The organism is Mycobacterium shunyiense, from assembly GCF_058270035.1.
In genome coordinates this window covers 1-13,547 of record NZ_JBZDPT010000009.1, presented here as the reverse complement: position 1 = coordinate 13,547, position 13,547 = coordinate 1, and the positions used below count along the sequence as shown (strand labels likewise).

The window sequence follows — 13,547 nt, the reverse complement described above, 5'->3', positions numbered from 1 at the left end:
GTGCTAGAAGTCATTTCGGGTTGGTTGCTCATCAAGCTTTCGTCTACCGCTGGCCGGCCAGGGCGCCACGCCTCCGGTTGGCCACGAACCGCACCACGTCGGCGATCCAGTCCCGGTCGGTGCGCAGACTCAACAGCGGTGCATCACAACGCCGCAAGGTCCGGGCCACCTCTTCCCGATGGGCGGCGGCGGCCCGCTCGAAGTCGCTGCGAAGCTGTTCGTCGATCGTGAACTCACGGGTGACACCGGTCTCGGTGTCCTGCAGCACCACATCGCCGACCGCGGGCAGCTCGACATCGCGCGGGTCGAGGATCTCGATTCCGAGGACCTCGTGGCGACCGGCGATGGCCCGCAACGGGCGCATCCAGTTGATCGGGCCGAGGAAGTCACTGATGATCACCGCCATGCCGCGCCGGCGCTCGGGACGGCGCAGCGCATCGATGGCAGCAGCCAGGTCTCCCCGCACCCCGGTCGGGGCCTTCGGCGTGGTGGCGATCGCCCGCAACAGCTCCTGCTCGTGCACCCGCCCGCTCAGCGCGGGCACCCGCCGCACCGTGTCACCGTTGGCGATGACCGCGCCGATCCGATTACCGCCTCCGCTGTTGAGGAACGCGATCGCCGCGGCAGCCGCCACGGCGAGGTCGCGCTTCTCGCAACCGGTGGTGCCGAAGTCCAGGCTGGCCGACATGTCGACCACCAGCCAGGTCTCCAGCTCGCGGTCGGCGATCATCTGCCGCACGTGTGGCGTCATCGTCCGCGCCGTGACAGACCAGTCCATCCGGCGCACGTCGTCGCCGGGCTGGTAGATCCGCGAGTCCCCCGGCTCTGATCCCGGCCCCGGGATCAGACCGAGGTGGTCGCCGTGCAGGACTCCGTCAAGCTTGCGCCGCACCGTCAGCTCAAGCTTGCGCAACGCCGCCGTCAGTGCGGGGTCGCGAATCTCCCCGCGCTTCAGAGACGGCAGGTCGACGGTGCGTCGCGAAGTGGTCACCGACCACCCGCCGCGCCGGCCGCGGCAGGTACGGCGGGCGCAACCGAATGTCCTTGCTGCGGAAGCGCATTGACCTGCGGCAGGGCGACGGTCTGCAGGATCCGGTTGACCACGGTCTCCGCAGACACCTCGTCGGCCAGCGCGTCGTAGGTCAGCACCAGGCGGTGGCGTAGCACATCCGGGATCACCTCGACGACATCCTGCGGGATGACGTAGTCACGGCCGCGCACCAACGCCAGCGCGCGGGCCGCCGAGATGATGCCCAGCGACGCACGGGGCGAGGCACCGTAGGCGATCCAGGCCTTGGCGTCGGGCATGCCGAACTTCTCCGGCTCGCGGGTCGCGGTGACGATCCGCACCACGTAATCGACGAGCGCATGGTGCACGAACGTATTGGCCGCGAGTTCCTGCAGCCGCAGCAGGTCGCCGGTGTCGAGGATCTGCTTGGGCTCCGGGGGCTTCACACCCATCCGGTAGATGATCTCGCGCTCTTCCTCCGGCGACGGGTAGTCGACGTTGAGCTTGAACAGGAAGCGGTCACGCTGGGCTTCCGGGAGCGCGTAGACGCCTTCCTGCTCGATCGGGTTCTGGGTGGCCATCACCAGGAACGGGCTGGGCAGTGGGAAGGTCTTGCCACCGATGGAGATCTTGCGCTCGGCCATCACCTCGAGCAGTGCGGACTGCACCTTCGCCGGCGCACGGTTGATCTCGTCGGCGAGCAGGAAGTTGACGACCACCGGGCCGAGCTCGATGTCGAAGTCTTCCTTGCCCTGCCGGTAGATGCGGGTACCGATGATGTCGGTGGGCACCAGGTCAGGGGTGAACTGGATGCGGGCGAATGTGCCGCCGACCACCTTGGCGAACGTCTCGACGGCCAGCGTCTTGGCCACGCCGGGCACACCTTCGAGCAGCACGTGGCCTTTGGCGAGCAGACCGACGAGCATCCGCTCGACGAGCTGGTCCTGACCGACGATGATCCGCTTGACCTCGAAGATGGCGCGTTCCAGGGTGTGCACCTCGGCCTGCAGGCTGCCGTTGGTCGTGGCCTGCGGGGCGGCCGGCGCGGCGTGGGAGCCGGCCGACCCGGGCGGAAAGCCCGGCGCCGGGCTCGAACCGGGATAACCTCCGGCGCCCTGCGGCGGTCCACTCGGTGACGTCATCAACTTCCTCCCACGGTGTTCGACTACAAAAAACGCTGGTCGTGCTGGTTGCTCATCGGGCAATCGGGTGCCCGCCGTCAACTATTCCAGGCACTTCGAGATCCGTCGACGCTGCCCGGAAGAGTTCAGGTTCCCCTCAGGATTCGATGATGCGGGCCGCGTACGGCTGGATGCCTGACATGCGAACGGGACTCACGGTCACTTTCTCCGCACTGCCCGACGCCTCCAGCATCTTGCCGCCACCGAGGTACATCGCCACATGCTGGCTACCGCCGGGACCCCAGAACAGGAGGTCACCGCGCTTTGCCTGGGCGACCGGCACCTTGCGGCCGGTGTTGTACTGGTCTCCGGAGTACTTGGGAATCTGCACGCCCACACCGGCGAACGCGTACCTGGTCAGGCCCGAGCAATCGAAACCCATCTTGCCCGCGTCGTAGTCCACCCCCGGCCCCGGCCCGGTGAGCGTGCCGCCGCCCCAGGAGTACGGCACGCCCATCTGGGTGCCGCCCCTTCGGATCGCGTATTCGATGGCTTGGGGCCCCCGGACCCGGCCACCGGGGAATGTCGAGGCGGCCTGCTTGGGGGCCAGACCGATGGTCTGCAGGAACTGCGAGCCAAGGTTCTGTGTGGTCTGGAGCGCGATCTGGCTGACCTGGAATGAGGCGTTGGCGATGGCCACCGGATCCCCCGGCGCGCCCGAGCTGACGATTTTCGGCAAGGTCGGATCCCATTGGCCGTCGTCTGGCGCAGCGTTGGCCGGCGACACGAGACTGATCGCCGCGAACGCGATTGCGGCGATCAGGATCAGGCACCGTAAGACGAAGGAGCGCAATGTATTCCCATCAGTATTCGATGTAGCGGACGACGTACGGGGTCATGCCGCTGGTGCGGACCGGAGAGACCTTGACCTCCGAACCCGTGTAGGGCGCTTCGAGCATCTGGCCGTTTCCGAGATAGAGCGTCACGTGCTGGCTGCCACCGGGGCCGTAGAAGATCACGTCACCACGGCGCATCTGCGACGACGGGATCTTGCGGCCGGCGTTGTACTGGGAGCCGGAGTAATGGGGCAACTTGATTCCGACGCCGGCGAACGCGTAGAGGATCAGGCCCGAGCAGTCGAATCCGACGGTGTTGGCCCCCGAATCGATGCCGCGACTCGGACCGGCCGCGTTGCCGCCGCCCCAGGAGTAGGGAACGCCCATTTGCGAACCCGCCCGCTGGATCACGTATTCGGATGCCTGCCGGCCGTACACGCGCGGGATCGCGCCGTTGGTGTAGCCGGTCGGCGTCGGCAGGATGCCCAGCTTCTGCAGGAACTGGCGACCCATGTTCTGCGTCACCTGCGCCGACGTCGACGAGATGCCGAGGATGGTGTTGATGATCGCGACCGGGTCACCGCTGACGAACGCGCTGGGGATCGCCGGCAGCGTGGGATCCCATGCGGTGTCCCAGTTCTGGCCGCGCTGCACGGGCGCGCCCGGGGCACGATCCCAGTTGTCCGCCGCGGCCTGGGGTGCGGGTCCCTGCGCCGGTGTGGCCGGGGCCGACGCCTTGTGCACCTGGGCGAGTTCGGCTTGGGCCGAGGCACGTTCGGCGGTCAACCGCTGCAACTCACCTTGCTGCGAGCTGAACGTCTGCTGCGCCTGTTGTAGTGCCGCGACCGCGGTGTCCTGACTCGTCTGGGCGTTGGCCGTGGCCTGGTCGGCGTTCTGCTTGGCCAGGCGCGCGGCCGACTGTCGGTTGACCTGTTCGGTGCGGGCGCGCTGCAGGTCGGCGATCACCTTGTCGCTGCTGACGGCCAGGGTCTGACCGGTGGCGGCGGCGCTGACGATGTCGCCCGGATCGGAGGCGGTCAGGTACGAGCCGGAGGGGCCACTGACATAGGTGGCCGCGGCGAAGGTGTCGAAGCGCTTCTGGGCCTCACTGATGGCGGTGTTGGCGTCGTCGATGCCCTGCTGGCTGGCATCGACCTCCTGCTGCGCCGTCGCGGCCGCGTCACGGGCGTCCTGCACCTCGACGATCGCCTTGTTGACGGCTTCCTGCTGAGTCTGGATGGCCGCGCCCAGCTCCTGCAGCTTCTGGTCGGCGTTGGCCACCGCGGCGACGAGCGTTGCGACCTGATCGGGGGCCCCCGGCTCGGCGGCGGCCGTAACACCTCCCGTCATGGCCGTGGCCAACAGCATCCCGGCGGTCACCGGCACGGCCAAGAAACGGCCGTACAGCCGGGACGCAGAGGCGCCAGCGGTGCGTCTCATTCGACTCAAGTCTCCTATGGCTCAACGACGGCGTACCGACGTTTGCTCGGGGCCATTGCAACAGAAGTCACATGAAGCACAACTACAACAATGGCTACCGATTGCACCGTACGTCACATCTGAAGCCAAAGAAACTTTAGTCACAAATTACAAGTTTGTAATTGCGAATAGTGTGACCAATTAGTGATATTGGGCGTTATCCCGAACTAATGTTCGAGGGATTTCCGAGACCAGATCGACACCTAGTCCGAGGAGGCAGCAGACGCCTCTGACCCGGCCAATTGTTTGCTACGGCGCTGCAGAACCCGAGTGAGAGCGGCCGCCCCGGCAACACCGAGAACCAGCACGATCGCGAGTGCCGTCCACGGGAAATCCGGGGTGGAAATCTCGCCGACGAAATTCTTCGCAGACAACACCGGATTACCGGTCTTGGCCACGTCCTGACCCGCCTCCAAAGTCACCCGATCGATCGTCGGACTGTAGGTACCCGCGAACGACGGACTCAGCGCCAGCACGGTCGCGCCCGGATTCGCCTGCCCGACCTCGGTGGCGATGTCACGCAGCGGCGTGTCGATCCCCGGGTTGCTCGGCAGCACGACGATCTTGAGATCGATACCCTCCTGCCTGGCGTCGCTGACGACCTGACGAAGACCGTCGACGTCGGCGGCGGGGGCACTCACCCCGTCATCGCGAACGTCGGCCTGCACAGCCGCCATGCACTTGGCCACCCCGTCGGGTTGCGCCGCATCGAGCCCTACGGTGTCGCACACCTCGACCGGAATGTAGGCCGGCAGGAACGGGATGACATGGGGTCCGGTCACGTCAGGCACGGTACGCGGCGTCCACCGACCCCAGCGAGGCGACACGGGAATCGTCATCGCATCGGTACCGCGGAGGGATCTCAGACGGATCCAACCGACCGGGTAGCAACGCGAACGCGACAAGGGAAGACTAGACCCCGGCCCGCTGGCCATTGCAGGACAAGCGTACTGTTAGGATCAGGACGCCGCCGACACAGCCCGTCGCGGCGAGATCGAGCCGGGAGTTGATGTGAGCAGCGAGAATACGGAAAATTCGTCCCTTAACTCATTTGGTGCCCGCGACACATTGACTGTCGGGGACCAGAACTACGAAATCTACCGACTGGACGCGGTACCCGGTACCGAAAAGCTCCCGTACAGCCTCAAGGTGCTTGCGGAGAACCTGTTGCGCACCGAGGACGGCGCCAACATCACCAAAGACCACATCCAGGCCATCGCCAACTGGGATCCCTCGGCCGAGCCGAGCGTCGAGATCCAGTTCACCCCGGCCCGCGTGCTGATGCAGGACTTCACCGGTGTGCCGTGCATCGTCGACCTCGCCACCATGCGCGAGGCCGTGGCCGCCCTCGGCGGCGATCCGAACAAGGTCAATCCGCTGTCCCCCGCCGAGATGGTCATCGACCACTCCGTCATCCTCGACGTGTTCGGCAACGCCGGCGCCTTCGAGCGCAACGTCGAACTCGAATACGAGCGCAACTCCGAGCGCTACCAGTTCCTGCGCTGGGGCCAGGGCGCGTTCGACGACTTCAAGGTCGTCCCGCCGGGCACCGGCATCGTGCACCAGGTCAACATCGAGTACCTGGCCCGCGTCGTGATGACCCGCAATGGCGTCGCGTACCCGGACACCTGTGTGGGCACCGACAGCCACACCACCATGGAGAACGGCCTGGGCGTGCTGGGTTGGGGCGTCGGCGGCATCGAGGCCGAGGCCGCCATGCTGGGCCAGCCCGTATCGATGCTCATCCCCCGCGTCGTCGGCTTCAAGCTGACCGGTGAGATCAAGCCCGGTGTGACCGCCACGGACGTCGTGCTCACCGTCACCGACATGCTGCGCAAGCACGGCGTGGTCGGCAAGTTCGTCGAGTTCTACGGCAAGGGCGTGGCCGAGGTGCCGCTGGCCAACCGCGCCACCCTGGGCAACATGAGCCCGGAGTTCGGTTCCACCGCAGCGATCTTCCCGATCGACGACGAGACCATCAACTACCTGCGGCTGACCGGGCGTACCGAGGAGCAGCTGGCACTCGTCGAGGCCTATGCCAAGACGCAGGGCATGTGGCACAACCCTGACCGGGAGCCGGTGTTCTCCGAGTACCTCGAGCTTGACCTGTCGACCGTGGTGCCCTCGATCTCCGGCCCGAAGCGTCCGCAGGACCGCATCGAGCTGTCGGACGCCAAGAACGCGTTCCGCAAGGACATCCACAACTACGTCGAGGAGAACCTGCCCGTCGAGCACACCCAGCTCGACGAGGCGATCGAGGAGTCCTTCCCGGCCTCGGATCCGGCCAAGCTGACCTTCGCCGACGACGGCGCCGTGGACGTCCGCCCGTCTGCCGCCAACGGCTCCGAGGGCCGACCGACCAAGCCGATCACCGTGCGCTCCGACGAGCGCGGTGAATTCGTGCTCGACCACGGCGCGGTTGTCGTCGCGGGCATCACGTCCTGCACCAACACTTCCAACCCGTCGGTCATGATCGGCGCCGCGCTGCTCGCGAAGAAGGCCGTCGAGAAGGGCCTGACCAGCAAGCCGTGGGTCAAGACCAACATGGCGCCGGGCAGCCAGGTCGTCACCGACTACTACAACAAGGCCGGCCTGTGGCCGTACCTGGAGAAGCTGGGCTACTACCTGGGCGGCTACGGCTGCACCACCTGCATCGGCAACACCGGCCCGCTGCCCGACGAGATCTCCAAGGCCATCAACGACAACGACCTGTCGGTGACCGCGGTGCTCTCGGGTAACCGCAATTTCGAGGGCCGCATCTCCCCCGACGTCAAGATGAACTACCTGGCCTCCCCGCCGCTGGTCATCGCATACGGCATCGCGGGAACCATGGACTTCGACTTCGAGACCGACCCGCTGGGCCAGGATCAGAACGGTAACGACGTCTTCCTCAAGGATATTTGGCCATCTGCCCAAGAAATCGAGGAGACCATCGCGTCCTCGATCAACCGGGAGATGTTCACGGACTCCTATGCCGACGTGTTCAAGGGCGACGACCGCTGGCGTTCGCTCTCCACCCCCGAAGGCAACATCTTCGAGTGGGACGACGCCTCCACCTACGTGCGCAAGGCGCCGTACTTCGACGGCATGCCCGCCGAGCCGGAGCCGGTCGGCGACATCAAGGGCGCCAGAGTCCTTGCCCTGCTTGGCGATTCGGTGACCACCGACCACATCAGCCCGGCAGGTTCGATCAAGCCGGGCACCCCGGCCGCGCAGTACCTCGATGCCAACGGCGTTGAGCGCAAGGATTACAACTCGCTGGGGTCGCGTCGCGGCAACCACGAGGTGATGATCCGCGGCACGTTCGCCAACATCCGACTGCGCAACCAGCTGCTCGACGACGTCTCCGGTGGCTACACCCGTGACTTCACCCAGCCGGGTGGGCCGCAGTCGTTCATCTACGACGCCTCGGTCAACTACAAGGAAGCCGGCATCCCGCTGGTGGTCCTGGGCGGCAAGGAGTACGGTTCGGGATCCTCGCGTGACTGGGCGGCCAAGGGCACGGTGCTGCTGGGCGTCAAGGCCGTCATCACCGAGTCCTTCGAGCGCATCCACCGGTCGAACCTGATCGGTATGGGTGTGATCCCGCTGCAGTTCCCGGCCGGCGAGTCCGCGGCGAGCCTCAAGCTCGACGGCACCGAGACCTACGACATCACCGGCATCGAGGCGCTCAACGAGGGCAAGACGCCGAAGACGGTCAAGGTCACCGCCACCAAAGAGGATGGTTCCAAGGTGGAGTTCGACGCCGTGGTCCGCATCGACACCCCCGGCGAGGCCGACTACTACCGCAACGGCGGCATCCTGCAGTACGTGCTGCGCAACATGCTGAAGTCGAAGTAATCCTGTCCGGACTGACCGAAGCACGTAAGGACAGCGCCAACGGGCGCTTGCGCGAGGAGTGGTCTGAATGCCCCGGGTAACGGACGACCATCTCGCGGCCCGGCGCCGTCAGATCCTTGACGGCGCCAGGCGCTGCTTCGGTCAGTACGGATATGAGAGTGCGACCGTGCGGCGGCTCGAAGAAACCATCGGGCTCTCGCGCGGCGCAATCTTTCACCACTTCAAGGACAAGGACACCTTGTTCTTCGAACTGGCCCGCGAGGACGCCGAGCGGATGGCCGAAGTGGCTGCCCGCGAAGGGTTGATCCAGGTGATGCGGAACATGCTCGCCGCCCCCGAGCAGTTCGACTGGCTGGCCACCCGGCTGGAGATCGCCCGAAAGTTGCGAAACGACCCGGCTTTTCACCGCGGCTGGGCGGAACGGTCCGCCGAGCTGGACGCCACGGTCACTGAGCGCCTACGCCGGCAGAAGCAGGCCGGCCGACTGCGTGACGACGTACCGAGTGCGGTCCTGCACATCTACCTGGACCTCGTGCTCGACGGCCTGGTGGCGCGGATCGCCTCCGGCGAGGATCCGCAGAACCTCACGGCGGTACTCGATCTGGTGGAGGCCAGCGTGCGCCAACAGACGCCGGCGGATAGCTGAATCCCGCTATTCCGCAGCGCTTGTGCTCGTCATACCCTGGCCCGGGTCCGGTGATTGGGTCCCCCGCGGCTTCGCATCGTCGTGCCCGACTCACGCAGCAAGCTGTGGACTGAACCGTATGAACGACCGGTCTTCGCCACCAGCGAGCGGATGCTGGCACCCGCCTCGTATTCCTTCCGAAGCTCGGTCAGCAGTTCGCCGCGATTCTTGTTCATATCCCTCATCGACATCTCCCAGATTGTGATGTCCCGACGGGTACCCACAGTAGAAACCCCACACACACCACGGGGTCGATTTGTCCAACGTCTTAAATTGACGCTCTCGAAGATGCGGCGGTCCTTGAGGATTCGCGGTCAGGCGAGCTCGATGAGGTCCCGGTATTCGGTGGACCAGAAGTCCTCGGTACCGTCCGGCAGCAGCACCACTCGCTGCGGATCGAGAGCCTCGGCTGCACCCGGATCGTGCGTCACCAACACCACCGCGCCCTGGTAACTGCGCAGCGCGTCGAGAACCTGCTCGCGTGACGCTGGATCGAGGTTGTTGGTGGGCTCGTCGAGCAACAGCACATTGGCCGTAGAGGCAACCAGACCGGCGAGAGCCAACCGCGTCTTCTCACCGCCCGAGAGAGTGCCCGCCGACTGATCGAGCTGTGGTCCGGTGAACATGAAGGCGCCCAACAGGCCTCGGAGATCCTGCTCGCCGGTGTCGGGTGCGGCGTGGCGGATGTTCTCCCAGACCGTCGCCCCGTTGTCGAGCGTGTCGTGCTCCTGGGCGAAGTACCCGATCTTGCACCCGTGACCGGGTTCCAGTGCTCCGGCGTCGGCAGTCTCGGCGCCGGCGAGCAGTCGCAGCAGGGTGGTCTTGCCGGCACCGTTGAGGCCGAGCACCACCACCCGGGATCCGCGGTCGATCGCCAGGTCGACACCGGTGAAGATCTCCAGCGACCCGTACGTCTTGGTGAGCCCCTTGGCCACCAGCGGAGTTTTTCCGCACGGCGCCGGGGTGGGGAACTTGATCCGGGCCACCTTGTCGGCCACGCGCTCGGCATCGAGCTCGGCGATCATGCGGTCGGCTCGGCGCAACATGTTCTGCGCGGCAACGGCTTTGGTCGCCTTGGCGCCCATCTTGGCGGCCTGGGCCCGCAACGCACCGGCCTTCTTCTCGGCATTGGCACGTTCGCGACGGCGGCGCTGCTCATCGGTCGCGCGCGCGTCGAGGTACTTCTTCCAGCCCATGTTGTAGACGTCGGCCTCACCGCGCACCGCGTCCAGGAACCACACCCGGTTGACGACCTCGTCGAGCAGGTCGACATCGTGACTGATGACCACAAGGCCACCGGTGTGGTTGTGCAGGAAGTCCCGCAGCCAGCCGATCGAGTCTGCGTCGAGGTGGTTGGTCGGCTCATCGAGTAACAGAGTCGTGGCCGACCCCGAACCGGTGTCGCTCGCCGCGAACAGGATGCGGGCCAGCTCGACGCGGCGGCGCTGACCGCCGGACAGCGTCCGCAGCGGCTGCGTCAGCACCCGGTCCGGCAGGCCCAGGCTCGCGCAGATGCGACCGGCCTCACTCTCGGCGGCGTAACCGCCCAGTGCCGAGAACCGTTCTTCGAGCTGACCGTACTTTCGGACCGCCTTGTCGCGAGCCGCGTCGTCGGCGACCTCGGCCATCAAGACCTGCTGCTTCTCCAAGTCCGCCAGCAGCGTGTCGAGACCGCGGGCCGACAACACCCGGTCACGGGCCATGACGTCGAGGTCACCCTCTTTGGGATCCTGTGGCAGGTAACCGATTTCACCGGTGGTTGTGACAGACCCGGCGTACGGCTCGCCCTCCCCCGCCAGAATTCTCATCGTGGTGGTCTTGCCTGCGCCGTTGCGCCCGACCAGTCCGATCCGGTCACCGGGCTGCACCCGCAGCGCCGAGCCCTCGAAGGACAGCAGCGTGCGCGCGCCGGCGCGGACCTCCAGGTCCGTTGCGGTGATCACGCTGCGGTCCTCCTAGGTATGTGTCTTACTTCTCGTCGGTAAATATCGGGTCGCGCTTCTCCGCGCGCGCGGCAACCGCTTCCTCAAAGTTTGCGGTGAGCAGACGCACGAAGAGTTGTCCCAGGCCCTCGGCCTGCATGTGCCCCTCCAGGCTAGCGGCGTCCAGTCCACTCCAAAGTGTGCGCTTGGTCAACTCGATACCCGGCCGGGAGAACGCCGCCATCCGGTCCGCCATGTCGTAGCAGGTCCCCAGGAGGGCCTCCTCGGCCACCACACTGGACACCAGACCGATGCGCGCAGCCTCCTGGGCGTCGACGTCGCGGCCGGTCAACATGATCTCGAAAGCGCGTGACGAGCCGATGGCGCGTGGCAGCAAGTAGGACAAGCCCAGCTCACTGGCGGTGAGCCCGTTGTTGATCCCCGCGGCGCGGAAGTAGGCGCCCTCGGCGGCCACCCGGACGTCACAGGCCAGCGCGAGGCAGAGCCCGCCGCCGATGGCCGCGCCGTTGACCGCTGCGATCACCGGCTGGCGCAGCCGCCGTAGGGCGAGGATCACATCGTCGAGAATCTCCATCGACCGCAATGCGTACGTCGGCCTGGTCAAACCGGCCACGTGCGGCACCGACCCGGCCGACTTGTGATCGGCCCCGGAGGAGAACCCCCGACCGGCCCCGGTCAGCACGACAACGCGCACGCTGTTGTCATAGCGCAGGTCTTCCAGGACGCCCTTGAGCGGGACCATGACGTCGAACGCCATCGAGTTCATCCGCTCGGGCCGGTTGAGGGTCACCAGGGCGACGTCCGAGCGGGGGCGGTCGACCAGGACGAATTCGTTCTGCGCAGTCACGGTCAGCACGCTATCGCGTGCCGGCGCTCACATCTGTTCTGCGTCGCCCTGAGCGGCCTGCTCTTTCATGGCCGCGTCGATGTCGAACTCCTTGATCTTCTGGACGAGGTCCTCCAATGCAGCCGGTGGCAGCGCCCCGGCCTGGTTGAAGACCAACTTGCCCTTCTTGAAGGCCATCAGGGTGGGGATCGAGCGGATCTCAGCTGCCGCGGCGAGCGCCTGCTCGGCCTCGGTATCGACCTTGGCGAAGACCACATCGGGGTGGTTCTCGGAAGCAGCCTTGTACGTCGGCGCGAAGGCCCGGCACGGTCCGCACCACGACGCCCAGAAATCGACCAACACGATCTCGTTGTCCTTGACGATGTTGTCGAACTGTTCTGTGGTGATGTCCTGCGTACTCACACTTTTCCTAACGTCGGGGCTTAGCGGCCTGTTCCCAGCCTATTTCAGTACAGCCTGGCCAGCGCGGTTTCGGCGTGGTAGCCGGTGAAGCTGCCGAGCGTGTCGTCACGCAGCCGATTCACCCAACCCGGATCCGCCAGCAGGGCTCGGCCGATCGCCACGATGTCGAGCTCTTCGGCCGTGAACTGCGCCAACAGTCGATCGACCGGGGCCGGCTCGATGGGGTCGCCATCTCGCTTTCCGGGTTGGAACTCGGTTGCCAGTCCGACCGATCCCACCCCGATCACCGGCACACCGGTGATCTTCTTGGTCCAGCCGGCCAGGCTCAGATCCGAGCCCGGGAACGCGGGGATGTACACGCGCCGGGTCGACGGATGCAGTACGTCGACACCCGCGGCGACCAACGGTGCGAGTACCTGCTCCAACTCAGCCGGGGTCTCGACGAGTTGTGCGTCGTAGGCGTTGGCCTTCCACTGCGAGAAGCGGTAGATGATCGGGAATCCGGTACCGACGGCTTCGCGCACCGCCGCGACGACCTCGGCCGGGAAGCGGGTCCGCGCTGCCGGCGAGCCGCCATAGGAATCGGTGCGCTGATTCGTCTTCTCCCAGAGAAATTCGTCGAGCAGATAACCGTGGGCGGAGTGCAACTCGACAGCGTCGAATCCAACAGCCTTGGCATTGCGGGCCGCCTCCGCGAACTGCGCTGCGACACCACCCAATTCATCGGCCCGCAGCGCCCGGCCCTTGGCAACGCCCACACTGTTGACCCCCGAGGGGCTGACCGGCACCACCCCGTCACCGTCGGCACGTTCGGCACCCTGATGCCACAGTTGCGCGGCGATCACGGCGCCTTGAGCATGTACCGCGTCAGTGACGGCCCGCCAGCCGTCGAGCGCCTCGGTACCGGACAGCGTCGGGATGCTGAACGGCCAGCCCGCGGCCGGATCCGTCAACCGCACCCCCTCGGTGATGATCAGGCCGACGCCACCGGCTGCGCGACGGGCGTAGTAGTCCGCCACGTCGGTGCCCGGCACACCACCGGGCGACGCCGCTCTGGTCATCGGTGCCATCGCGAAGCGATTCGGGATCGTCAGCGATCCGACGGTCAACGGACTGAACAGGTCGCGGGGAGTTTGGCTCACTTGGGCGTCAACGCCCCGTGGGACCGGCCGATTCCGATTTACTCAGCGCGAGTTTGGGGGGCGACGTCAGTCGTCGCGACCATCGGAACTGTCACCGATGTCCTGAGACATCACAGCCCGTGTGTCGTACCGCCGTGGCATAATCGAACACATGTGCTACTCCTCATGTTCTTGTGGGTAGTTGAGGGTTCAGGCCGCCGAGGCAGAGGTAGATCATTGAGGTCAGTGCTTTGGCGGAGTGGT

12 protein-coding genes are annotated in these 13,547 nt (G+C 66.1%); 2 read left to right on the top strand and 10 right to left on the bottom strand.

Annotated elements, in window-relative coordinates:
- Nucleotides 1-43: 43 nt before the first annotated feature.
- The 5 genes from AC4ELS_RS07880 to AC4ELS_RS07860 all read right to left on the bottom strand — a co-directional run bounded on the left by AC4ELS_RS07880 (nucleotide 44) and on the right by AC4ELS_RS07860 (nucleotide 5,227).
- Nucleotides 44-991: a DUF58 domain-containing protein gene (locus AC4ELS_RS07880; RefSeq protein ID WP_055113761.1), complete on the bottom strand. Its 948-nt coding sequence runs from the start codon at nucleotides 989-991 to the stop codon at nucleotides 44-46.
- Nucleotides 988-2,151, bottom strand: coding sequence for a chaperone MoxR1 (gene moxR1 / locus AC4ELS_RS07875; RefSeq protein ID WP_064883558.1), 1,164 nt, complete (start codon nucleotides 2,149-2,151; stop codon nucleotides 988-990). Before moxR1 ends, AC4ELS_RS07880 begins: the two co-directional genes overlap by 4 nt.
- A gap of 136 nt (nucleotides 2,152-2,287) precedes the next feature.
- On the bottom strand, nucleotides 2,288-2,983 hold the full coding sequence (ripB, locus tag AC4ELS_RS07870) for an NlpC/P60 family peptidoglycan endopeptidase RipB (RefSeq protein ID WP_064883560.1): 696 nt from the start codon (nucleotides 2,981-2,983) through the stop codon (nucleotides 2,288-2,290).
- Nucleotides 2,984-2,993: 10 nt separating this feature from the next.
- Nucleotides 2,994-4,406, bottom strand: coding sequence for an NlpC/P60 family peptidoglycan endopeptidase RipA (ripA, locus tag AC4ELS_RS07865; RefSeq protein WP_064883562.1), 1,413 nt, complete (start codon nucleotides 4,404-4,406; stop codon nucleotides 2,994-2,996).
- A gap of 242 nt (nucleotides 4,407-4,648) precedes the next feature.
- The gene (locus AC4ELS_RS07860; protein WP_463805933.1) at nucleotides 4,649-5,227 is read right to left on the bottom strand and encodes an Rv1476 family membrane protein; all 579 of its coding nucleotides are present in this window, start codon (nucleotides 5,225-5,227) and stop codon (nucleotides 4,649-4,651) included.
- A gap of 229 nt (nucleotides 5,228-5,456) precedes the next feature.
- On the opposite strand from AC4ELS_RS07860, the gene acnA reads away from it, so the two are divergent.
- Together acnA and AC4ELS_RS07850 are read left to right on the top strand one after the other, a co-directional pair.
- The gene (gene acnA, locus AC4ELS_RS07855) at nucleotides 5,457-8,285 is read left to right on the top strand and encodes an aconitate hydratase AcnA (RefSeq protein WP_499046660.1); all 2,829 of its coding nucleotides are present in this window, start codon (nucleotides 5,457-5,459) and stop codon (nucleotides 8,283-8,285) included.
- A 67-nt stretch (nucleotides 8,286-8,352) separates the two neighbouring features.
- Nucleotides 8,353-8,931 carry a TetR/AcrR family transcriptional regulator gene (locus tag AC4ELS_RS07850; RefSeq protein ID WP_448447773.1) on the top strand — a complete coding sequence of 193 codons (579 nt, stop codon included), beginning with the start codon at nucleotides 8,353-8,355 and terminating at the stop codon, nucleotides 8,929-8,931.
- A 29-nt stretch (nucleotides 8,932-8,960) separates the two neighbouring features.
- Here AC4ELS_RS07850 and AC4ELS_RS07845 read toward each other — a convergent pair whose 3' ends face one another.
- The 5 genes from AC4ELS_RS07845 to AC4ELS_RS07825 form a co-directional block, all read right to left on the bottom strand.
- The gene (locus tag AC4ELS_RS07845; protein WP_448447807.1) at nucleotides 8,961-9,155 is read right to left on the bottom strand and encodes a helix-turn-helix domain-containing protein; all 195 of its coding nucleotides are present in this window, start codon (nucleotides 9,153-9,155) and stop codon (nucleotides 8,961-8,963) included.
- Between the two features lie 129 nt (nucleotides 9,156-9,284).
- Entirely contained in the window at nucleotides 9,285-10,913 is a 1,629-nt protein-coding gene (locus AC4ELS_RS07840; RefSeq protein WP_448447775.1) for an ABC-F family ATP-binding cassette domain-containing protein, read from the bottom strand.
- 25 nt (nucleotides 10,914-10,938) lie between these two features.
- Nucleotides 10,939-11,769 (bottom strand): enoyl-CoA hydratase, encoded by an 831-nt coding sequence (locus tag AC4ELS_RS07835; RefSeq protein ID WP_498883220.1) that lies wholly within the window; start codon nucleotides 11,767-11,769, stop codon nucleotides 10,939-10,941.
- An 18-nt stretch (nucleotides 11,770-11,787) separates the two neighbouring features.
- Nucleotides 11,788-12,162, bottom strand: a complete 375-nt coding sequence (trxA, locus tag AC4ELS_RS07830; RefSeq protein ID WP_055113744.1) for a thioredoxin — start codon at nucleotides 12,160-12,162, stop codon at nucleotides 11,788-11,790.
- 44 nt (nucleotides 12,163-12,206) lie between these two features.
- A complete protein-coding gene (locus AC4ELS_RS07825; RefSeq protein WP_499046658.1) occupies nucleotides 12,207-13,304 on the bottom strand; it encodes an NADH:flavin oxidoreductase in 1,098 nt (365 codons plus the stop codon).
- Nucleotides 13,305-13,547 lie beyond the last annotated feature (243 nt).

What these genes read in the sequence shown, in the direction of transcription:
- moxR1 (WP_064883558.1), bottom strand. Translation starts at nt 2,151, where the DNA reads ATGACGTCACCGAGTGGACCGCCGCAGGGCGCCGGAGGTTATCCCGGT.
- ripA (WP_064883562.1), bottom strand. Translation starts at nt 4,406, where the DNA reads ATGAGACGCACCGCTGGCGCCTCTGCGTCCCGGCTGTACGGCCGTTTC.
- AC4ELS_RS07850 (WP_448447773.1), top strand. Translation starts at nt 8,353, where the DNA reads ATGCCCCGGGTAACGGACGACCATCTCGCGGCCCGGCGCCGTCAGATC.
- AC4ELS_RS07845 (WP_448447807.1), bottom strand. Translation starts at nt 9,155, where the DNA reads ATGAGGGATATGAACAAGAATCGCGGCGAACTGCTGACCGAGCTTCGG.